Annotated in this window: 19 protein-coding genes; 7 read left to right on the top strand and 12 right to left on the bottom strand. The window is 59.4% G+C overall.

Going from position 1 to position 18,870, the window contains the following annotated elements; all coding sequences use genetic code 11:
- Both PMI26_RS23350 and cfaB read left to right on the top strand, forming a co-directional pair.
- The coding region (locus PMI26_RS23350; protein ID WP_007971666.1) for an HAD-IC family P-type ATPase at window positions 1-844 on the top strand (844 nt) is incomplete at its 5' end.
- Between the two features lie 218 nt (window positions 845-1,062).
- Window positions 1,063-2,247 carry a C17 cyclopropane fatty acid synthase CfaB gene (gene cfaB / locus PMI26_RS23345; protein WP_007971668.1) on the top strand — a complete coding sequence of 395 codons (1,185 nt, stop codon included), beginning with the start codon at window positions 1,063-1,065 and terminating at the stop codon, window positions 2,245-2,247.
- Here the strand turns inward: cfaB and cls are convergent.
- Window positions 2,244-3,683 (bottom strand): cardiolipin synthase, encoded by a 1,440-nt coding sequence (gene cls, locus PMI26_RS23340; RefSeq protein ID WP_007971670.1) that lies wholly within the window; start codon window positions 3,681-3,683, stop codon window positions 2,244-2,246. The genes cfaB and cls overlap by 4 nt on opposite strands.
- 132 nt (window positions 3,684-3,815) lie before the next feature.
- On the opposite strand from cls, the gene PMI26_RS23335 reads away from it, so the two are divergent.
- Window positions 3,816-4,337 (top strand): DUF3617 domain-containing protein, encoded by a 522-nt coding sequence (locus PMI26_RS23335; protein ID WP_007971671.1) that lies wholly within the window; start codon window positions 3,816-3,818, stop codon window positions 4,335-4,337.
- 88 nt (window positions 4,338-4,425) lie between these two features.
- On the opposite strand, the gene PMI26_RS23330 is transcribed toward PMI26_RS23335, so the two are convergent.
- The 4 genes from PMI26_RS23330 to PMI26_RS23315 all read right to left on the bottom strand — a co-directional run bounded on the left by PMI26_RS23330 (window position 4,426) and on the right by PMI26_RS23315 (window position 7,456).
- The gene (locus PMI26_RS23330) at window positions 4,426-5,313 is read right to left on the bottom strand and encodes a His/Gly/Thr/Pro-type tRNA ligase C-terminal domain-containing protein (protein ID WP_007971672.1); all 888 of its coding nucleotides are present in this window, start codon (window positions 5,311-5,313) and stop codon (window positions 4,426-4,428) included.
- 149 nt (window positions 5,314-5,462) lie between these two features.
- Window positions 5,463-6,023, bottom strand: a complete 561-nt coding sequence (locus PMI26_RS23325) for a gamma carbonic anhydrase family protein (protein WP_007971674.1) — start codon at window positions 6,021-6,023, stop codon at window positions 5,463-5,465.
- Window positions 6,020-6,946 (bottom strand): GTP cyclohydrolase FolE2, encoded by a 927-nt coding sequence (gene folE2 / locus PMI26_RS23320; protein WP_007971675.1) that lies wholly within the window; start codon window positions 6,944-6,946, stop codon window positions 6,020-6,022. The genes PMI26_RS23325 and folE2 overlap by 4 nt, the downstream gene beginning before the upstream one ends.
- 132 nt (window positions 6,947-7,078) lie before the next feature.
- A complete protein-coding gene (locus PMI26_RS23315) occupies window positions 7,079-7,456 on the bottom strand; it encodes a hypothetical protein (RefSeq protein ID WP_033047525.1) in 378 nt (125 codons plus the stop codon).
- 142 nt (window positions 7,457-7,598) lie between these two features.
- Here PMI26_RS23315 and zigA point away from each other — a divergent pair, with 142 nt between their 5' ends.
- Entirely contained in the window at window positions 7,599-8,804 is a 1,206-nt protein-coding gene (zigA, locus tag PMI26_RS23310) for a zinc metallochaperone GTPase ZigA (RefSeq protein WP_007971677.1), read from the top strand.
- Between the two features lie 15 nt (window positions 8,805-8,819).
- Here zigA and PMI26_RS23305 read toward each other — a convergent pair whose 3' ends face one another.
- A complete protein-coding gene (locus PMI26_RS23305) occupies window positions 8,820-9,176 on the bottom strand; it encodes a hypothetical protein (protein WP_007971678.1) in 357 nt (118 codons plus the stop codon).
- A 27-nt stretch (window positions 9,177-9,203) separates the two neighbouring features.
- Here PMI26_RS23305 and PMI26_RS23300 point away from each other — a divergent pair, with 27 nt between their 5' ends.
- A complete protein-coding gene (locus PMI26_RS23300) occupies window positions 9,204-10,175 on the top strand; it encodes a CobW family GTP-binding protein (RefSeq protein ID WP_007971679.1) in 972 nt (323 codons plus the stop codon).
- A 4-nt stretch (window positions 10,176-10,179) separates the two neighbouring features.
- Here the strand turns inward: PMI26_RS23300 and PMI26_RS23295 are convergent, their stop codons facing one another.
- A complete protein-coding gene (locus tag PMI26_RS23295; RefSeq protein ID WP_007971681.1) occupies window positions 10,180-10,593 on the bottom strand; it encodes a DUF3301 domain-containing protein in 414 nt (137 codons plus the stop codon).
- 119 nt (window positions 10,594-10,712) lie between these two features.
- Here PMI26_RS23295 and pdxY point away from each other — a divergent pair, with 119 nt between their 5' ends.
- Entirely contained in the window at window positions 10,713-11,585 is an 873-nt protein-coding gene (gene pdxY / locus PMI26_RS23290) for a pyridoxal kinase PdxY (protein WP_007971684.1), read from the top strand.
- 130 nt (window positions 11,586-11,715) lie between these two features.
- Here pdxY and PMI26_RS23285 read toward each other — a convergent pair whose 3' ends face one another.
- Window positions 11,716-12,198, bottom strand: a complete 483-nt coding sequence (locus PMI26_RS23285; RefSeq protein ID WP_007971685.1) for an acyl-CoA thioesterase — start codon at window positions 12,196-12,198, stop codon at window positions 11,716-11,718.
- Window positions 12,199-12,484: 286 nt separating this feature from the next.
- On the opposite strand from PMI26_RS23285, the gene PMI26_RS23280 reads away from it, so the two are divergent.
- Window positions 12,485-14,248 carry a cation:proton antiporter gene (locus PMI26_RS23280; RefSeq protein ID WP_007971686.1) on the top strand — a complete coding sequence of 588 codons (1,764 nt, stop codon included), beginning with the start codon at window positions 12,485-12,487 and terminating at the stop codon, window positions 14,246-14,248.
- A 22-nt stretch (window positions 14,249-14,270) separates the two neighbouring features.
- Here PMI26_RS23280 and PMI26_RS23275 read toward each other — a convergent pair whose 3' ends face one another.
- The 4 genes from PMI26_RS23275 to uvrD form a co-directional block, all read right to left on the bottom strand.
- Complete coding sequence (locus PMI26_RS23275) at window positions 14,271-14,678, bottom strand: SMI1/KNR4 family protein (protein WP_003187120.1); 408 nt, start codon at window positions 14,676-14,678, stop codon at window positions 14,271-14,273.
- A gap of 138 nt (window positions 14,679-14,816) precedes the next feature.
- A complete protein-coding gene (locus PMI26_RS23270; protein WP_007971689.1) occupies window positions 14,817-15,695 on the bottom strand; it encodes a Tim44 domain-containing protein in 879 nt (292 codons plus the stop codon).
- A gap of 179 nt (window positions 15,696-15,874) precedes the next feature.
- Window positions 15,875-16,315, bottom strand: coding sequence for an EamA family transporter (locus tag PMI26_RS23265; RefSeq protein ID WP_007971691.1), 441 nt, complete (start codon window positions 16,313-16,315; stop codon window positions 15,875-15,877).
- A gap of 146 nt (window positions 16,316-16,461) precedes the next feature.
- Window positions 16,462-18,645 carry a DNA helicase II gene (gene uvrD, locus PMI26_RS23260; RefSeq protein ID WP_007971693.1) on the bottom strand — a complete coding sequence of 728 codons (2,184 nt, stop codon included), beginning with the start codon at window positions 18,643-18,645 and terminating at the stop codon, window positions 16,462-16,464.
- Window positions 18,646-18,870 lie beyond the last annotated feature (225 nt).

Below are 18,870 nucleotides of genomic sequence, written 5' to 3' on the forward strand. Positions count from 1 at the left end.
GGGGGGGAGCCTCGGCTCGGCCAGCAGTCATCCGGTCAGCCGCGCCCTCGCGGGGTTGGTGGCCCAGGAAGATTTTCTGCTGCTGACCGACATTCATGAACGCCAGGGACTTGGCGTGGTGGCGAGGACCGGGCAGGGCGAAGCGGCGCTCGGCCGGCCGGAGTTGTTTGCGCAACTGGGCATCAGTACAACGGCGGTTCCCGATCACGATGGTCCGATTGCAGGGCTGGCGCTCAACGGGGAGTTTCTTGCCTGGCTGTTGCTGGCCGACAGCGTCAAACCCGAGGCGCAGTTTGCCTTGGGTGAGTTGCGTGAACTGGGTCTGAGTCGCCAGTTGTTGCTCACCGGCGATCGACACAGCGTCGCACAGACGCTCGCCCGGGATGTCGGGATCAGTGACGTCGAAGCGCAAGCCCTGCCCGAAGACAAACTCAACCGCGTGCTCAAGGAAATTGACAGCGGCTTCCGGCCGATGGTGGTTGGCGATGGCATCAATGATTCACTGGCCCTCAAGGCGGGTGTGGTCGGTGTAGCCATGGGCGCGGGCGGTGCAGACATCGCCCTGGCATCGGCCGACATCGTGCTGATCGGCAGTGACCTGCGTCGCCTGGGCACCTGCGTGCGCCTGAGTCGCCAATGCCGCCAGACATTGCAGGTCAATGTGATCATCGGGCTGGGCTGGACCCTGGCCATTGTGGCCTTCGCCGCGTTCGGCTGGCTCGGCGCTGCCGGGGCGATGATTGCAGCGTTGTTGCATAACCTCAGCACCTTGCTGGTCCTGGGCAATGCCGGTCGATTGCTGCGATTTCATGAGCCATTGCTCAAACTCAAGGACGAAGTCTGAAGGCGAATGCTCTAGATCGGGTGATTAAGGGTCTTCAAATTTTTAGAACTGTGGGCGTGGTGTGTAGTCATTGGAAGTGAGGGCACATCATTTTTCGCGTTCGCGGCGGCAGGTGTAGGCGTCGCGAATCATTGAAAACGGCTATTAATTCGATAGCCAGCTATTTTTCAAGGATGGTCTACCCTCTGATCAGACGTCTGAAACAAGGGGGATTCTCCATGCTCGCGCAACTTCCACCGGCCTTACAGAATCTGCAGTTACCGCTTCGCCTGAGACTCTGGGACGGCCATGAATTCAATCTGGGGCCGACGCCCAGCGTCACGATTGTGGTCAAGGACCCGCAAATGGTCTCCCAGTTTACCCATCCAAGCCTGGATGCCCTCGGTGCTGCTTTTGTCGAAGGCAAACTGGAGCTCGAAGGCTCCATCAGCGATGTGATCCGCGTCTGCGATGAATGGAGCCAGGCGTTGCTGGACGAAGACGATGACAATCAGCCTGTTCGTAGTGTTCACGACAAAGATACAGACGCCAAGGCGATTTCCTACCACTACGACCTTTCCAATGCGTTCTATCAGCTTTGGCTCGACAGCGACATGGCGTATTCCTGCGCTTACTTCGAGACCGGCAGCGAAAGCCTCGAGCAGGCCCAGCAAGCCAAGTTCCGTCATTTGTGTCGCAAGCTGCGCCTGCTGCCCGGCGAATATCTGCTGGATGTGGGGTGTGGTTGGGGCGGATTGGCGCGTTTTGCTGCGCGAGAGTTTGGCGCGAAAGTGTTTGGTATAACCCTCAGCAAGGAGCAGTTGGCTCTGGCCCGGGAGCGCGTAAAAGCGGAGGGCCTGGAGGACCTGGTCGAACTGCAACTGCTCGACTATCGCGACTTGCCGCAGGATGGCCGCTTCGACAAGGTTGTCAGCGTCGGCATGTTCGAACACGTTGGCCACGCCAATCTGGCGGAGTACTGCAAGACTCTGTTCGGTGCGGTGAAAGAGGGCGGCCTGGTGATGAACCACGGCATCACCGCCAAATACACCGATGGCCGTCCGGTGGGGCGCGGTGCCGGTGACTTCATCGGGAAATATGTGTTCCCCAACGGCGAGCTGCCGCACTTGTCGATGATTTCTGCCGAGATCAGTGAGGCCGGGCTGGAAATCGTCGACGTCGAAAGCTTGCGCCTGCACTACGCCCGCACGCTCGATCACTGGAGCGAACGCCTCGAAGACAATCTCGAAGCGGCCTCCAAACTGGTACCCGAACAAGCCCTGCGTATCTGGCGGCTGTACCTGGCCGGTTGTGCCTACGCGTTCGCCCGCGGCTGGATCAACCTGCACCAGATTCTCGCCGTGAAGGCCCACGCCGATGGCAGTCATGAACTGCCATGGACCCGGGACGATATCTACCTTTAAAGAATCGGTGAAATCAGCCGGGCGACTCGCATGCCGAGCTGTTGAACGCGGCGGGTCTCCCGGCCTTCTTCCTTGGCGATTTCGTGGGCGTTGGCAAAGTCATCGTTGAGCATCTGTTCCACCTCGGCGGCAAATGCGCGGTCGACGGTCAGCAACATCACTTCGAAATTCAGCCGGAACGAACGGTTGTCCAGATTGGCGCTGCCGATGGCGCTGATTTCGCTGTCGATCAACACCACTTTCTGATGCAGGAACCCGGGTTCGTAACGGAATACCCGCACACCCGCGCGCACGGCTTCGAAGGCGTAGAGGCTGGAGGCGGCGTAGACGATTCGATGGTCGGGTCGAGACGGCAACAGCAGCCGCACATCCACACCCCGCAGTACTGCCAGGCGCAGTGCCGCGAACACGGCTTCGTCGGGGATGAAATAGGGGGTGGTAATCCAGACCCGCTCGGTCGCCGCGTGGATGGCCTCGACAAAGAACAATGAACAGGTTTCGTAGGCATCGGCCGGCCCGCTGGCGAGCAACTGACAGAGCACGCCGTCTTCCGGATAAACCTCGGGCAGGATCAGCGGCGGCAGTGCACGAGCCACCCAGAACCAGTCTTCGGCGAAAGACTCCTGCATGCAGGCCACCACCGGACCGCGTACTTGCACATGGGTATCGCGCCATGGAGCCAGGGGCGGTTTCTCGCCCATGTATTCGTCACCGACGTTATGCCCGCCGACAAAACCGAGTATGCCGTCCACCACCACAATCTTGCGGTGGTTGCGAAAATTCACCTGAAAGCGATTGAGCCAGCCACTGCGGGTGGCGAAGGCTTTGACCTCGACTCCGCCATCACGCAAGGCCTGCACGTAGCTATGGGGCAGGGAGTGGCTGCCGATCCGGTCATACAGCAGGTAAATCGCCACGCCCTCGGCGGCTTTCTTCAACAGCAGGGTTTGCAGGCGTTGGCCGAGGCGGTCGTCGTGAACGATGAAAAACTGGATCAAAACGGCTGCTTTCGCCTGGCTGATCGCCTCGAAAATGGCCTCGAACGTCGACTGACCGTTGATCAACAGCCGCGTCTCGTTATTGGCCAGGCACGGCATGTGTCCCAGCTTCGGCATCGCTCTGAGTGAGGCGTACGCCGAGGAAGCGCGGGCGGTGAGGGCTTCTTCTACCCAGGGTCGCCAATTTAGTTCGGAAACGGCCTTGCGCATTTGCTCGTTGGCCTGCCGCCGGGCCTTGATATAGCCGTCGAAGGTGCTGCGGCCAAACACCAGGTACGGGATCAGCGTGAGGTAAGGGATGAAAAACAGCGAAAGGGCCCAAGCAATGGAGCCTTGGGCAGTACGGACGGTCAACACGGCGTGGATGGCCGCGATCATCCCCAGCGAGTGCAGCAGGGCGATGGTATAACCGAAAATATGCGGTCCGAAATAATCCATGGGGGCTGCCTTGCTCCTGAAGATTCAGTGCTTAACAGACCATGTTCCGTGCAGAATGTCGCTAATTAATTGGCCCATGAACCGAAGCCTGCGGCTGACGTCTAACGGCCACTACTGATCAGGAGTTACTCGATGAACGTTCGTCTGCTGGGTTTGGCCATGGCACTGGGTTTGGCACTTCCTGTGGCGGCTCACGCGCAAATGCTGCAACCAGGATTGTGGGAGCTGACCACGAGCAATATGAAGGTCGATGAGCAGAATATGCCGGACCTGCAATTGATCCTTGGTCAGCTCCAGAGCCAGATGACCCCTGAGCAGCGCGCGCAGCTGGAAAAACAGGGGATCACCATGGGGGGCAAAGGGATCCGGGCGTGCCTGACGCCAGAGCAGGTCAAGACCGATAACATTCCGCTGACCGATCCGCAGTCGGGCTGCAAGCAGGAAATCACCGACCGCTCAGGTAACCAGTGGAAATTCCGCTTCAGCTGCCCGAGAGCCCAGGGTGCCGGCGTGGCGACATTCCTCAGTGACCGCGAATTCACCACCAAGGTCAATGGGACGTTCAACGCCACCGGCATTCAGCAGAAGGGCAGCCTTGAATCCCGCGCTGTCTGGCTGGGGCAGGATTGCGGCACGGTGAAGCCGAGAGCTTAAGAGCTTCGCGAGCAAGCCCGCTCCCACATTGGTTTCGTGAACACCACAGATCAAATGTGGGAGCGGGGTTGCTCGCGAAGGCGTCAATTTAGCCGCCCTGAATCCCCGACTGACTCAACCACTCACACGCCGCCTCGACAGCCATCCGGCCAAAATCCTCCCCCGTTCGGCTGCGCACACTGACAAACCCTCCGGCCTGTTCTTTTTCGCCGACCACCACCAGGTACGGCACGGTCCGGCTGTGCTGGCGAATCTTGAAGTGGACTTTTTCGTTGCGCAGGTCGGCCCTTGCGCGCACCCCCCTTTGGCGCAAGGATTCGGTCACCGCCTGTGCGTAAGTCGTCTGGCGGTCATCCATGCTGACGACGACCACATGGGGTGCAAGGCTCCAGTGCTGCAGTTCCTGATGGCTGGACCAGCATGTGCCATAGATCCGTTGTTGCAACGTGCCGCTGATGTGATTGAGGGCGAATGCCTGCAAGACTTTGGTGGTGGGGACGTGCGGTCCATGGCTCTGGTACTCGGTGTCCCCCAGACGGTACATCGACTCCTGTTCGCGCGGTTGCCGACGGCGGATCGAGTGATTGGTCGCTGCCAGTGACTGCATGCGCGCTTCGATGAGGGGTAGGTCAGCCGGAGTCAGCGGACGCTCGACGACAAACTCGTAAAAGAAGCCATCGCCCAACTCCCTGCCCGCACGCATTTGCGCATGTGGGTAGAGTTGCTTGACCGCCATGGCCAGCATCAAGGCACAGGAACGGCGCAGGATCTCCAGTCCGTCGGGCTCGCGGGGGGTGACAATGCTGACCCTGGCATCCGCCTCGATCATGTATTCGCAGTCCACCAGTACACCATCGACCCGGCCCGCTACGGCCGCGCTGGCCAGTTCGGGGCCGATGCTGGCGGCCAACTCGTGCACGGACAACGGTTGGTCGTACTCACGCAATGAACCATCGGGCAGAGTGATCTGGATCATGGTCGGCGTACTCAGTCGCTTCTAACGAGCGTTATCGCATAAACCTAGTGCTAATTCCTGGCTGCTGTCATTAAGACCTTTGTCGTGCCAGGCATTTTGTATCGGCGCATTCACGGGGCGGGCATTGCGAGTCAGCACGTTGCTCATGGTCAGAACTCGTTTTGCAAGGCTTTGTAGCCGCGCACCAGATCGACGTTGGTGCGCGCCACGTCTTCGGAAAACTCCGACGCACTGACGCTCACCGGCGGGTATTGCGAGAGGTCGGTGGTGGGGCCGATCCGAGTGGTGGAGGGCACGTAGAAGGCTTCAGGCAGGTCACGCCCGTCGACCACCGAGTTGTGCCGTACCACGCAACCGTCACCGACCACGCAGTTGAACAGCACGCTGTTGAAGCCGATGAACACCCGATCGCCCACGGTGCAGGGGCCATGCACGATCGAGCGGTGGGCGATGGAACTGAACTCGCCAATGGTCACCGCCGCGCCGGATTTGGAGTGGATCACCACGCCGTCCTGGATGTTCGAGTTGGCGCCGATGGTGATCGGCTGCATGTCGCCCGACTCGTCGACTTCGTCAGCTCGGATCACCGCGTAGGGCCCGACGAACACGTTCTCGCCAATCACCACTTTGCCGCAATTGATTGCCGTCTTGTCGACGTAGGCCGACTCGGCAATCAGCGGTAAATCTCCGGATGGATTCTTGCGGATCATGGCTTGCTCAATGCGTTGTACAGGGGGGTGAGGTTGTCCCAGTTGAAACGGCTCTCGGCAACGGCGTCGTGGGCGTGCAGGCTTTCGGTGTGGATCACTCGAATGTGGAAGGCATTGATGCCTGTGGAGCGTTTCAGGGCCGTGTTCAAACGGCGTGCGGCGTCTTCGCAGAACATCAGGTTCTGACCATTGGCCAGGGCGAAGGCCTGTTCGTCGGCGCGTTTTACGGCGGTTTGAACGGCTGTGCCGAGTGCGGCTTCGGCGTCGTTGATGATGGCGATCAGAGGCAACTCATCAAGGAAATCAGCCAGCCTTACGCGCAACTGTGCGATGCTGCGTTGACTGTGAGGGGTGGCGACGATGCCGTTCGTGGAGCCGAGCCACGCTAAAACGTCGGCGTGTTGCAGTGACTTGTTGGCGAAATCATCGACGAATTGCTGCTGTATCAACTGCCGAGAAAGGGCCGCGGAGCATGGACAGGTTGAGGAATAAGGCACGTCGATTTTTAGTTCCACGTGGAACATCGCGTTTTTCAAACGCGCTTCGATGCTCACCGGATAGCTTTTCCAGCCAGACAGTGGACTGATCAGCGCCGGTCTTTTCAGCAGCACTTCGGCGTGAATGGTTAAGTGCGCACTGCTGGACAGGCCTTCATGACTCTCAAGAAAACGCTGCAAAACCCGCCGCAATAGAGCCGGTGAAAGGTTTTCCTGCTCCAGCAAATCAAGCGCCAGATAGAGCCGTGACATGTGAATGCCGCGCGCACTGCCATCGTCGAGGCTCACGCCCGCATCAGCCTTTGCATTCGAGCGTTGGCCATCAAGCAAAACGGGAAGAGCAATACCGCACATGCCCACCCACTCCAGTGGCAGGGCTTGGCGTGAGGCCTGCGTGGCGATATCCGGCAGAGTCAGCGCATTCATGAGCAGGTCCATCGTGGGAGTTGTTTTGATATGTTATAGTATATCAATCAAATCAACGATGCCTTTTTTCATGGGCAGGTCTTCGTCATACCCAGGCGCCTTGTGCTTAGCCTGTTTTTGGCCGGTGCGGGCCTAACAGCCAGTGATCCGGTTGCAGGTGAACTTCGCGCCGCTACCACCGGAACTCGAAAACCGGTTGATCGTGGTCCATCCGACGCGCTGGTTGTAGCCAACCCAGGCCTCGCCATCGGAAGCGATGCCGGTGAAAAACACCAGCTGACCGTAGCGGCTGTTGGTCTGCACCCAATGGCGCTTTCCAACCATTTCGAAGCCCCGCAGATAGATTGTGTTTCCGGCGGTGTTGACGCTGTAGGCGTTGCCATCCGCGTCCACGCAGGCCAGCAGGTTGGCGCTGCGGGTGCACCTGGCCAGGCTCGGGACCTGGGCCATCGCGTCGGCAGCCACCAGCAGGGAAAGCATGAACAGTGCAGTTTTCAGGGCGTTGCGCATGGGCTTTCTCACGTCGGAAGCGACGTTCAGCATCCTGTCCTTTACCCGGCCGGGCAAGAGGGGATGGTTTATTTGCATTGTTACAGTATAACATTATGTAAGCCCGACACAGCGACCGGGCATCCCTGTGAGGAATATGCAGATGTCCAATCGACTCCCCGTGACCGTTCTCTCCGGCTTTCTTGGTGCCGGAAAAAGTACACTTCTTAATTACATACTACGTAATCGCGATGGTTTGCGGGTTGCGGTCATCGTCAATGATATGAGCGAAATCAACGTAGATGGCACCGAAGTCCAGCGTGATGTCAGCCTTAATCGGGCTGAAGAACGGTTGGTGGAAATGAGCAACGGGTGTATTTGCTGTACGTTACGTGAAGACTTGCTCGAGGAGGTGAGCCAACTCGCCAGGGAGGGTCGCTTTGACTATCTGCTGATCGAATCAACCGGCATTTCCGAACCCCTGCCGGTGGCGGAAACCTTCACCTTTCGCGATGAAAACGGCCAGAGCCTCAACGACATCGCACGTCTCGACACCATGGTCACGGTGGTCGACGGCATGAACTTCCTGCTCGATTACCAGGCTGCCGAAAGCCTGGCTTCCCGGGGAGAAACACTTGGCGAAGAAGACGAACGTTCGATTACCGATCTGTTGATCGAGCAGGTCGAGTTTGCCGATGTGATTTTGCTCAGCAAGATCGACTTGATCAGCAGCCACGAACGCGAGGAACTGATCGCCATCCTCGAGCGGCTCAACGCCCGGGCGGACATCATTCCGATGACGATGGGCGAAATCCCCTTGGATAAAATCCTCAACACCGGTCGTTTTGATTTCGAGAAGGCTGCCCAGGCGCCGGGATGGTTGCAGGAGCTGCGCGGGGAGCACGTGCCGGAAACCGAAGAATATGGCATTGCTTCCAGCGCCTACCGGGCACGTCGGCCGTTCCATCCACAGCGTTTCTTCGACTTCATCGACGGCCCCTGGGACAACGGCAAGCTGTTGCGTTCAAAGGGCTTTTTCTGGCTGGCGAGCAAGCATAGGGACGCCGGCAGCTGGTCCCAGGCCGGCGGTTTGATGCGCTATGGATTTGCCGGGCGCTGGTGGCGTTACGTACCGAAAAACCAATGGCCGCAGGATGCGGAAAGTATTGCCGGGATCATGAAAAACTGGACCGCCGACAGCGGGGATTGTCGTCAGGAACTGGTGTTCATCGGTCAGCACATCGACTTCACGCAGCTTACTGCCGAACTGGACGCCTGCCTGCTGACCGATGAGGAAATGGTATTGGGCGCAGAGGGCTGGCGTTTGCTGCCTGATCCATTCGGCCCTTGGTGCGAAGAAGCGGCCTGATCCTCTGATGGCGCTTCAAGGCTTGAGCCACGTGCCCTGGCTCTGGGCCTCGCAGTACGGTTGCAAATATGCCGCGTCGGTGGCAACGCCGTAATAGTGAATATCCTGGCGGTAGGGCATATTGGCGACTTGGGCGTTGCTGCAGATGCCAAATGCGCCGCCGGGGCATTGATCGACATACTGCACATCGACTTTCTGCCCCGCCAGGTTCGGCTGGCAGAAGCCGTCGGCGAAGAGTTTTGACGGGATGTTGCGGTTCTGCTGGCAAACCTGGACATCAAGCCGCTCGGCCTGGCTGTGCACCACACAGGCCTGGGCCAGCGCCTCGCCTGAAACGAGTGCCAGGAGCAACGACAAGCCAATCAACCGCATCCATCACCTCCTCAGAAATCATCGACCATGCTGCAGAATATCCCCACTCATGTCATTGCCGGTCCGTTGGGCGCCGGCAAGACCAGCCTGATCAAGCACCTGTTGGCCCAGCGCCCGGCAGGCGAGCGGTGGGCGGTGTTGATCAACGAGTTTGGCCAGATCGGTCTCGATGCTGCGCTACTGACCCGGGACGCCGATGGTATCGCACTGGGTGAAGTGGCCGGGGGCTGCCTGTGCTGCGTCAATGGTGCACCTTTTCAGATTGGCCTTGGGCGCTTGTTGCGCAAGGCGCAACCGGATCGGCTGTTCATCGAACCCTCGGGCTTGGGGCATCCGGCGCAGTTGCTCAGGCAATTGAGCGAGGCGCCGTGGCAAGGCGTGTTGGCTGTCCAGCCTTGTGTGCTGGTGCTGGACGCCCAGGCGCTCGCCGCTGGCAAACCGTTGCCGGATGCGCAACAGCAAGCCCTGAGCCATGCGGGACTGTTACTGCTGAACAAGTCCGAAGGTCTCGAGGAAGACAGTCGCCAGCGAATCGCCGGGCAACTGCCGCCGACCCCCCTGTGCTGGACGCAACAGGCGGTTTTACCCTTGAGCGAACTGCCGGGGCTGAACGCCAAAGCGCGGGCAGGTGTGGATAACTTCGTCGTGCCCAAGGGATTGGCACCGCTGCCGGCGGTCTGGAGCGATCCCGCGTTGCCCATTTGCTTGAGTCAGGAACAGGATGGAGGCTGGAGCATCGGTTGGCGTTGGCACCCAAGCCAGGTATTGGATGCCGCGTTGGTTGGCCGGTGGCTTGAAGGCCTTGGCTGGAGGCGGGCGAAGCTGGTTATCCACAGTGTCGACGGATGGATCTCGGCGAACGCGGTGGATAACTCGGTGCTGGACTGGCAGCCCAGCGAGTGGCGGCAGGATTCACGCATCGAGCTGATTTTCAGTGAACCCCAGGATGCGGAGCGATTGCAGAGCGAACTGGCAGCGTGCCGAGGCGAATCGGCTTAACGGCTCACGGCCGCCACTTGGTATGTTCCTGACGCCACTGGCTCAGCTCGATCACTTCTGCGCGAGGCTTTACCACATCGACCACCGGTTCGGTTTCGTCGAACGGGACCGGGTAGGGCGCCAGTTCAATCTGTGCGCTGTGAGCGCCGAACTGGGTGATGGTGCCGTTGTGGCGGGTTTCGCCGGTCACGGTGAATTCGAAGTTATACACACGGGCCAGGCGTCGCCGACCACTGGCATCCCTGATGAACGCGATTCTTTTCAACGCCACGTTGCCGTCCAGCAATTCGATCCCGAGCTTGGTGCAATGCTGCTTGACCCGCTCCAGCGCGCGCTCGCGCAAGCCGTGGTTGTGCCATAGCCATGCGCCGGCAGTGGCGAACAGCATCAGCACGAATATATTTCCAAGGGTCAGCATCAACAGGGTGCTCCAACAAGATAGTGTCAGCTTAACTGCGTCGCTGGTCTGTCGTACAGGCTGCGTTTAGTCGCATACTGCGCGGCTAGAATTTCAATCGTTTTACGGAAATCCACCGCATGAAACGTACACCGCATTTGCTCGCTATCCAGTCCCACGTGGTATTCGGTCACGCCGGCAACAGTGCCGCGGTTTTCCCGATGCAACGGGTCGGGGTGAATGTCTGGCCGCTCAATACCGTGCAGTTCTCCAATCACACCCAGTACGGTCAATGGGCCGGTGAAGTGCTGGCACCGCACCAGATACCTGAGCTGGTCGAGGGTATCGCGGCGATTGGCGAGCTGGGCAACTGCGATGCGGTGCTCTCCGGTTACCTCGGCAGTGCGGCCCAGGGCCGGGCGATCCTGACGGGTGTGACGCGGATCAAGTCGATGAATCCCAAGGCACTGTACCTGTGTGACCCGGTCATGGGGCATCCGGAGAAAGGCTGCAGTGTTCCGGCGGAAGTCAGTGATTTTCTGCTTGAGGAGGCTGCCGCCGTAGCGGACTTCATGTGCCCGAACCAGCTGGAGCTGGACAGTTTCTCCGGACGCAAGCCGCAATCGCTGTTCGATTGCCTGGCCATGGCGCGTGCATTGCTGGCGCGCGGCCCGAAAGCGGTGCTGGTCAAGCATCTGGACTACCCAGGCAAGTCGGCAGAGGTCTTCGAGATGTTGCTGGTGACAGCCGAAGGCAGCTGGCATTTGCAGCGCCCGTTGCTGGCGTTCCCGCGTCAGCCGGTGGGCGTGGGCGATCTGACGTCCGGGCTGTTCCTGGCGCGTGTGCTGTTGGGTGACAGCCTGGTGGCTGCGTTCGAGTTCGCGGCGTCGGCGGTGCATGAAGTGCTGCTGGAAACCCAGGCCTGTGCCAGCTACGAGTTGGAACTGGTTCGGGCTCAGGACCGGATTGCCCATCCGCGGGTGCGGTTCGAGGCGACACCAATCAGTCTCTGATTGAGTGTTGAAACCATTCGCGAGCAAGCCCGCTCCCACATTTGATCTTCGGTGTTGCATAGATCCGGTGTGGGAGCGGGCTTGCTCGCGAAGGCGCTCTAGAGAACAGCATCAACCTGACTGAACAAACTCAGGCGTCGCCCTTGATCTCCTGATAACGCTTTTCCAGTTCCTGGCGAATCTGCCGGCGCTGCTGGGCCTGGATGAAGCGGCGTTTGCTCTCGCTATTGTCCGGTTGCAGCGGCGGTACCTGGGCAGGTTTACGCTGGTCATCCACCGCGACCATGGTAAAGAAGCAGCTGTTGGTGTGACGCACCGAACGCTCGCGAATGTTCTCGGTCACCACTTTAATGCCCACCTCCATGGAGGTGTTGCCGGTGTAGTTGACCGAGGCGAGAAAGGTCACCAGTTCGCCGACATGGATCGGCTCACGGAAAATGACCTGGTCCACCGACAGGGTCACCACATAGCGGCCGGCATAACGGCTGGCGCAGGCGTAGGCCACTTCGTCGAGGTATTTGAGCAGGGTGCCACCGTGAACATTGCCAGAGAAGTTGGCCATGTCAGGGGTCATCAATACCGTCATCGACAGCTGGGCGTTTCCGGGTTCCATAGCATTCTCACGGGTCAAGGCCAGGTTTGAGGGACGCACCTCTGCGGGTGCCTCGGCGGTTTTTTCAAACCAACAGTTATCGGGACGCCGGGCGCAGAGCTGCCGTCACGCCGGATCGATCTGTTTCCATATATTGCACCGCCTTTCTGCCAGAAGTCGCGGTGTTACCCTGCAAAAAGCCCGGACACAGGGACATTTCCTACGCGCAAAGCAGACTTTTGCTCGGCTCGATCAGACCATTCCTGCGTCTGTGAGTCGGGCAACTTCAATCAGGGAGCCGCTCGCCATGCATGCCATCAGTTTCATTCAGGATCTGGCAGTGATCATGTTGATCGCAGGTGTGGTGACGGTGGTTTTTCATCGCCTGAAACAACCGGTGGTGCTGGGCTATATCGTGGCCGGTTTCATCATTGGCCCGCACACCCCGCCATTCGGCCTGATCCATGACGAAGAAACCATCAAGACCCTGGCCGAACTCGGGGTGATATTCCTGATGTTCTGCCTGGGCCTGGAGTTCAGCCTGCGCAAGTTGTTCAAGGTCGGTGCCACGGCCTTCATCGCGGCATTCCTGGAAATCGTGCTGATGATCTGGATCGGCTACGAGATCGGTCGCTGGTTTGACTGGAACACCATGGATTCACTGTTCCTTGGCGCGATCCTGGCGATTTCCTCAACCACCATCATCGTCAAGGCGCTCAATGATCTGAAGTTGAAGAACGAGCGGTTTGCGCAGTTGATATTCGGTGTGCTGATCGTCGAAGACATTCTGGGCATCGGCATCATCGCGCTTCTGTCCAGCATCGCCGTCAGTGGTACGGTCAGCTCCGGCGAAGTGTTTTCTACAGTGGGCAAACTGTCGCTGTTCATGATCGTCGCATTGGTCATCGGCATTCTGATGGTGCCGCGGTTGCTGGCCTACGTGGCCAGGTTCGAGAGCAACGAAATGCTGCTGATTACCGTGCTGGGCTTGTGTTTCGGCTTCTGCCTGCTGGTGGTCAGGCTTGAATACAGCATGGTGCTCGGCGCGTTCCTGATTGGCGCGATCATGGCTGAATCCCGGCAACTGCTGAAAATCGAACGCTTGATTGAACCGGTTCGAGATCTTTTCAGCGCGATTTTCTTTGTCGCCATCGGGCTGATGCTCGATCCGGCAATCCTGCTTCAGTACGCCTGGCCAATCGCCGTAATCACCATAGCCGTGGTGCTCGGCAAGATGTTGTCCTGCGGCCTTGGGGCGTTTATCGCCGGTAATGACGGACGTACCTCGCTGCGGGTCGGGATGGGTCTTTCACAGATTGGCGAATTCTCTTTCATCATTGCGGCACTGGGCATGACGTTGCAGGTCACCAGTAACTTTCTATACCCGGTGGCTGTGGCGGTGTCGGTGATCACGACCTTGCTGACGCCTTATCTGATTCGCGCGGCTGATCCATTGTCGATCAAGCTCGCGGGCGTCATGCCGGAACGCCTGGGACGGGTATTGGGGATGTACGGCGAATGGCTGCGCAGCATCCAGCCTCAGGGTGAGGGGGCGTTGCTGGCGTCGATGATCAGAAGAATTTTGCTGCAGGTCGGGGTCAACCTGGCTTTGGTAATCGCGATTTTCTTCTCGGGCGCGTACTTCGCCGAACGCATGTCGGCTTACGTGCAAGGCTGGATCAGCGACCCCAGCTGGCAGAAGGCATTGATATGGGGTGGGGCGCTATTGTTGTCGCTGCCTTTTTTGATTGCGGCGTACCGCAAGCTCAAAGCCCTGTCGATGTTGCTGGCGGAAATGGGCGTCAAGCCAGAGATGGCCGGGCGCCACACGCAGCGAGTGCGCAGGGTGATCGCCGAAGTGATCCCGATCCTGTCGCTGCTGGTGATCTTTTTGCTGTTGGCAGCCTTGTCGGCCAGTATTCTGCCGACCAACAAGTTGCTGGTACTGATCGCCGTGGTCGCGGCCGCCGTGGCGGCGCTGTTGTGGCGCTGGTTCATTCGTATGCATACGCGGATGCAGGTGGCGTTGCTGGAGACCCTCGACAATCACAACGAGTCGTCCGGGCATTGACCACCCAGCGGCGTTGACGGGATCAGCTTTCCAGCCAGACGTCCCGTGCCCAGTGCCACACCGACTCCCAGGTTTCTTCGGCGATCAGCTCTTCTTCGGCCTGCCAAAGCACCACGGTGCCGTCTTCTTCGACGCAGTAGTAGTCGTCACCGTCCTGGCAGATCGGGATCAGGCTGCGATCGACGCCGGCGTCCCAGGCGTTGGCGGCAACGTCGGGCAGGTAGGTGTGGGATTGCGGATCGGTCACGGTGACCGGCTCCAGGCTACCGTAGACCACGTCGCTGACGGTCAGCAGAAACTCTCTGAATACGAACGGAATGTCGATGAACAGTTGTTCTTCGATTTCGACCAGCAGGTCTTCGTCAGGCAATTCCAAGGGGACCGGTACCGGTTCGTTGGCTTCACGCAGTTGTTCGATGATTTCTTCCACGTCCGGGATCCTCTTGCTTGTATGGCGCGGTTTATATGGGGCGGTTTATACAGTAGCTTGCTATAGATGCAACCGCGAAATAGAAAACCCCGGCCGAGGCCGGGGTTTTTATTGCAGCAGGTGAAACGTGGAGGGTGATCAGCCGTTCTGGCGGATACCGGCCACCAGCCAAGGCTGGTTTTCGCCCTGTGCACGTTCCATGTTCCAGCTTTCGCTGAAGACTTCGCCCTGGTCGAAACGCGAGGTTTTCGACACGCCGGTGAAGGTCAGGGTGGCAATGGTCTTGTCGGCGCGATCATCCACACCGTCCAGCTGTACATTGAGGTTATCAATGTAGGTGGACTGGAAACCGTCGCCCAGATCGGCACGCTCACGCTTGAGGAACTCCAGCATTTGCGGGGTCACGAACTCGGCGATCTTGTCCATTTCGTTCGCGTCCCAGTGCTGTTGCAGGGACTGGAAGTGATTGCGCGCCGCTTCGACGAAGTTTCTTTCGTTGAACCAGGCTGGAGCGTTGATCACTGGGCGAGCGGCAACAGGCGCTGGCGAACCACCAAAGATCGAAGCGCCGGCAGGCTTCTGTTCGAACGCTTCACGTTGCATCGGCGCGTGGCCGGCCGGAGCGTAATGCTCCTGCTGCTTGCGACGACGGGCGGCGATAAAGCGGAACACCAGGAATGCGATGACAGCCATGATCAGGATGTCGAAGATCTGCATGCCCTGGAAGCCGTCGCCCATGAACATGGATGCCAGCAGGCCGCCGGCCGCTATACCGGCCAGTGGGCCGAGCCAGCGCGAAGCGCCACCGGCCTTGGCAGCGGCGCCAGCGGCACCGGCAGCACCAGCGGTCGCCGCAGCGCCGCCCATGCCTGGAGAAGAAGGAGCCATCTGGCTGGTCTGGTGCGTCGGCGCAGCGCCTGCGCTTTTGCCACCACCGAAGCGCTTGGCGGCATTGACGTCGAGACTCATCGTCAGGCCGATGCACAACGCCATGGCGATGCTAAGAAAACGTTTCATAAAGGGAATTCCCATTTGTGGAAGGCACGCGCGCCATGTTGCACAGCTGAAGTGTTACTGGCTAGCGGCAGAGTGTTTCGGGCTTTTGCCTGACAGGTTTCATTCAGCTTCAGTCAGTGCAATAGGGCCTTTTGACTTTGATCTGTCAGATGAGTGGATGAGTTTTGTAGGACGTTCGCCTAGCGACGTAATGCCAGCATGACGACTCCGGCCGTGATCAGACCGATTCCGCCCCATTGGCGCAGGTCGAGTTTTTCACCCAGCAGGACTACGCCAAGAACGGCCACCAGCACCACGCTGAGTTTATCCACCGGGGCAACCAGTGACGCCGGGCCGACCTTGAGTGCGCGGAAATAGCAGATCCACGACGCACCAGTGGCCAAGCCCGACAACAGCAGGAACAGGTAGCTCTTGGCCGAGATCGATCCCAATGACTGATATTGGCCCGTGGCGTACAAAATCAAGGCCAGGCTGACCAATACCACGATCGTCCGCAGCAGGGTGGCGAAGTCGGAATTGACGTTTTCGATGCCGACTTTCGCGAAAATGGCGGTCATCGCCGCGAATGCCGCCGATAACAGGGCCCAGAATGTCCAGGAGGAAAAAAAGCCTGAGCCCATATTTGTTCCCTTTCATTCACATAGGCCAACGCCTAACCCTGTGGGAGCGGGCTTGCTCGCGAAGGCAGCACCGCGGTTCATCAGAAACACCGCGTGATCGTTCTTCGCGAGCAAGCCCGCTCCCACATTAGACCTCTGGCGGTCTTTTAGATCGCTTCCAGCTTGGCGTAACCCAACATCAGCCACTTGCTGCCTTCGCTGAAGTTCACCTGCACCCGGGCCTGAGCACCGGCGCCCTCGAAGTTGAGGATCACGCCGTCACCGAAGATCGAATGGCGGACGGTCTGACCCAGACTGAAGCCGGTTTCCGGAATTTCGCTGCCGCTGAACAGGTTGCTGCCACTCATCGACTGGTTGCCACCAAACGGCCGGCTGACGCTGTTGGACAAACGTACTTCCTGAATAAGGCCTTTCGGCACTTCGCGTACGAAGCGTGACACCTTGTTGTAGGTCTCGCTGCCATAAAGGCGTCGGGTTTCAGCGTAGGTCATCACCAGGTTCTGCATCGCCCGGGTAATGCCGACGTAGGCCAGGCGACGTTCTTCCTCAAGGCGGCCGGGCTCTTCCAGGCTCATCTTGTGCGGAAACAGGCCTTCTTCCATGCCCACCAGGAACACGTAAGGGAATTCCAGGCCCTTGGCGCTGTGCAGGGTCATCAGTTGAATGCTGTCTTCGTGCTCGTCGGCCTGGGTATCGCCGGCCTCCAGCGACGCGTGACCGAGGAACGCGGCCAATGGCGTCAGGTCTTCGTCTTCTTCGCTGTTTTCGAAGTTGCGTGCGGCGCTGACCAGTTCCTCAAGGTTTTCCACCCGGGCCTGGCCTTTCTCGCCTTTTTCCGCTTCGTGATAGGCGATCAGGCCCGACTGCTCGATGACGGTCTGGGTCATCAGGTGCAGCGGCATTTCCATGCATTTGGCGGCAAGGTTCTCGATCAACTCGATAAACGCGCCAAGGGCGCCGGCCGCACGACCGGTCAGGCCTTTGTTGGCCACCAGTTGGCGCATCGCTTCCCACATCGACACATCGCTGTGGCGCGCATGGTCGCGGATCGCTTCGACGGTTTTCTCGCCGATGCCGCGGGCTGGCACGTTGATTACTCGTTCCAGCGCGGCGTCGTTGCCCCGTCCTTCGAGCAATCGCAGGTAAGCCATGGCGTTCTTGATTTCGGCGCGCTCGAAGAAGCGCTGGCCGCCATAGATGCGGTACGGAATGCGCTCACGCAGCAGCGCTTCTTCCAAAACCCGCGATTGGGCGTTGGAGCGGTACAGAATCGCGATATCGCTGCGAGACAGGCCGGTTTTCAGCGCGCTTTCGATGGTTTCGACAACGTAACGTGCTTCGTCGTGTTCGTTGAAGGCGGCATACAGATTGATTGCCTCGCCGTCGCCACCGTCGGTCCACAACTCTTTGCCCAGGCGCCCGGTGTTGTTGGCGATCAAGGCGTTGGCTGCCTTCAGGATGCCGGCGGTGGAGCGGTAGTTCTGCTCCAGGCGAATGGTTTCGGCGTCCGGGAAGTCTTCGGAATACTGGTAGATGTTCTCGATTTTCGCGCCACGCCAGCCGTAGATCGACTGGTCGTCATCGCCCACCACCATCAGGCTGTCGCCACCCTTGGCCAGCAGGCGCAACCAGGCGTACTGCACGGCGTTGGTGTCCTGGAACTCGTCCACGAGGATGTGCCGGAAGCGCTTTTGATAGTGAGCGAGCAGGCCCGGGTGGTCGCGCCACAGATCGAGGGCGCGCAGCAACAGTTCGGAGAAGTCGATGACACCGGCGCGCAGGCACGCGGCCTCGTAGGCCTCATAGATGCCGCGCATGGTCGCCAGGAACAGATCGCCACTGGCTTGAATGTGTTGCGGGCGCAGACCTTCGTCTTTCTGCCCATTGATGAACCATTGGGCCTGACGGGCCGGCCAGCGTTGCTCGTCCAGGCCGAGTTCGCGGATCACCCGCTTGACCAGCCGTTGCTGGTCATCGCTGTCGAGGATCTGGAAAGTCTGGCTCAAGCCCGCTTCCTGCCAGTGCGCCCGCAGCAAGCGGTGCGCCAGGCCGTGGAAGGTGCCGACCCACATGCCGGCCGGGTTGATACCCATCAGTTGCTCGATGCGCTGGCGCATCTCGGCAGCAGCCTTGTTGGTGAAGGTCACCGACAGGATGGAGTGGGGCGAGGCGTTTTCAACCTGGATCAGCCAGGCGATACGGTGCACCAGCACTCGGGTTTTACCGGAACCAGCACCGGCCAGGACCAACTGACGACCCACGGGGGCCGCTACGGCCTGGCGTTGGGCATCGTTGAGGGAGTTCAGCAGAAGGGAGAGATCATCGCGCATCGGGGCATTCTAGGGGGCCGCGTCACACCGGGCAAACCCCGCTTCGCATTAACCGATGAAAGTTATGCGAGGGACGACCGGTCAGTCATCGGCCGCAGGCGTTGGCGGGGCGTGCCTTGAGCGTTTTCAGGGTGAGGCGGCAGCTGAAAAATTTGGCGATTTATTGATCAGCAGCAGTTTGGTCCGGGCAATTGCTTGTGTATGCTCCGAGCAGTTTCGGGCCCA

This window comes from Pseudomonas sp. GM33 (genome assembly GCF_000282295.1).
Taxonomy (GTDB): Bacteria; Pseudomonadota; Gammaproteobacteria; order Pseudomonadales; family Pseudomonadaceae; genus Aquipseudomonas; species Aquipseudomonas laurylsulfatiphila.

Coding starts and splice junctions, on each gene's coding strand:
- cfaB (WP_007971668.1), top strand. CDS start 1,063: ATGCTCGCGCAACTTCCACCGGCCTTACAGAATCTGCAGTTACCGCTT.
- cls (WP_007971670.1), bottom strand. CDS start 3,683: ATGGATTATTTCGGACCGCATATTTTCGGTTATACCATCGCCCTGCTG.
- PMI26_RS23335 (WP_007971671.1), top strand. CDS start 3,816: ATGAACGTTCGTCTGCTGGGTTTGGCCATGGCACTGGGTTTGGCACTT.
- PMI26_RS23330 (WP_007971672.1), bottom strand. CDS start 5,313: ATGATCCAGATCACTCTGCCCGATGGTTCATTGCGTGAGTACGACCAA.
- PMI26_RS23325 (WP_007971674.1), bottom strand. CDS start 6,023: ATGATCCGCAAGAATCCATCCGGAGATTTACCGCTGATTGCCGAGTCG.
- folE2 (WP_007971675.1), bottom strand. CDS start 6,946: ATGAATGCGCTGACTCTGCCGGATATCGCCACGCAGGCCTCACGCCAA.
- PMI26_RS23315 (WP_033047525.1), bottom strand. CDS start 7,456: ATGCGCAACGCCCTGAAAACTGCACTGTTCATGCTTTCCCTGCTGGTG.
- zigA (WP_007971677.1), top strand. CDS start 7,599: ATGTCCAATCGACTCCCCGTGACCGTTCTCTCCGGCTTTCTTGGTGCC.
- PMI26_RS23305 (WP_007971678.1), bottom strand. CDS start 9,176: ATGCGGTTGATTGGCTTGTCGTTGCTCCTGGCACTCGTTTCAGGCGAG.
- PMI26_RS23300 (WP_007971679.1), top strand. CDS start 9,204: ATGCTGCAGAATATCCCCACTCATGTCATTGCCGGTCCGTTGGGCGCC.
- PMI26_RS23295 (WP_007971681.1), bottom strand. CDS start 10,593: ATGCTGACCCTTGGAAATATATTCGTGCTGATGCTGTTCGCCACTGCC.
- pdxY (WP_007971684.1), top strand. CDS start 10,713: ATGAAACGTACACCGCATTTGCTCGCTATCCAGTCCCACGTGGTATTC.
- PMI26_RS23285 (WP_007971685.1), bottom strand. CDS start 12,198: ATGGAACCCGGAAACGCCCAGCTGTCGATGACGGTATTGATGACCCCT.
- PMI26_RS23280 (WP_007971686.1), top strand. CDS start 12,485: ATGCATGCCATCAGTTTCATTCAGGATCTGGCAGTGATCATGTTGATC.
- PMI26_RS23270 (WP_007971689.1), bottom strand. CDS start 15,695: ATGAAACGTTTTCTTAGCATCGCCATGGCGTTGTGCATCGGCCTGACG.
- PMI26_RS23265 (WP_007971691.1), bottom strand. CDS start 16,315: ATGGGCTCAGGCTTTTTTTCCTCCTGGACATTCTGGGCCCTGTTATCG.
- uvrD (WP_007971693.1), bottom strand. CDS start 18,645: ATGCGCGATGATCTCTCCCTTCTGCTGAACTCCCTCAACGATGCCCAA.